At 69.3% G+C, this 1174-nt stretch carries 1 protein-coding gene; it reads right to left on the reverse strand.

The window, feature by feature from the left end; genetic code table 11:
• Positions 1–1174: acyltransferase domain-containing protein (locus ACFZDL_RS47230; RefSeq protein WP_391194640.1), on the reverse strand; the 1174-nt coding region annotated here is incomplete at both ends.

Here is a 1174-nt window from a genome sequence, read left to right on the forward strand (position 1 = left end):
GCGGTGATCAGGGGGGTGTGCGGCTGGTGGTAGGTGAGGGCTTCGGCCGTGTCACGGAGCTCGGTCAGGAGGGGGGCGATGTGGTGTGAGTGGAAAGCGCCGCTGACCTTCAGGGGGGTGGCCTTGCGCCCCAGGGCGCGGAAGTTTTCGGCCATAGCGTCGACGTCGTCGCGATCACCGCTGACGACCACGGACCCAGGCGCGTTCACCGCCGCAAGTGACACCCGCCCTTCACACCCCGCCAGGTGTTCGTGGAGTTCATCCGGGTCTGCTTGGAGGGTGGTCATGGCGCCGGTGGTGGGGAGGGTGTGCATCAGGCGGGCGCGGGTGGTGATCAGGCGGGCGGCGTCGGGGAGGGTGAGGATGCCTGCGAGGTGGGCTGCGGTGATCTCCCCCAGGGAGTGGCCGGCGTAGTAGTGAGGCTTGAGCCCGTAGTGGTCGGTGACCAGCCGGTGCAGGGCGATCTGGAGAGCGAAGAGGGCGGGCTGGGCGTAGCGTGTCTGGTGCAGCAGGCGCGCGGTGTCGCTGTCCGGTTCGGCGAACATGACTTCGCGCAGAGGCTGGTCGAGGTGGGGGTCCAGGTGTGTCCAGGCCTCGTCCATTGCCTCGGCGAACACAGGGAACTGGTGGTAGAGCTCGTGTCCCATGCGGGGGCGTTGCGTGCCCTGTCCGGAACACACGAACGCCAGCTTCCCCGCCCCCGCCCCGGTTACGACGCCCCGTACGAGCCCGGCGTGCTCCTCACCGGTCTCCAGAGCCCCCAGCGCGTCCAGGAAGCCTGCCCGGTCCGGGCCCAGGAGCACGGCACGGTGGTCGAAGGCTGTACGGCCGGTCGCCAGCGCATACCCCACATCGCCCAGATCCACGTCGGGATGCGCTGTCAGGTAGGCGTGGAGTTGCGCTGCCTGTGCTCGTAGCGCCTGTTCGGACTTGGCCGACACCATCCACGGGAACGGCCGGGAAGAGATGTCCGCCGGAGCGTGGTGCTTCTCCGGTGGTGCCTGTTCGAGGATGATGTGCGCGTTGGTGCCACTGACTCCGAACGACGACACCCCCGCACGCCGCGCACGCCCCGTCTCCGGCCACGGCATGGCCTCCGTCAGCAGCCGCACCCCGCCCGCCGACCACTCCACATGCGGCGACGGCTCCTGCACATGCAACGTCCGCGGCAAGG

It is taken from the genome of Streptomyces sp. NPDC007917 (assembly GCF_042959105.1).
In the GTDB taxonomy this organism is placed as follows: domain Bacteria; phylum Actinomycetota; class Actinomycetes; order Streptomycetales; family Streptomycetaceae; genus Streptomyces.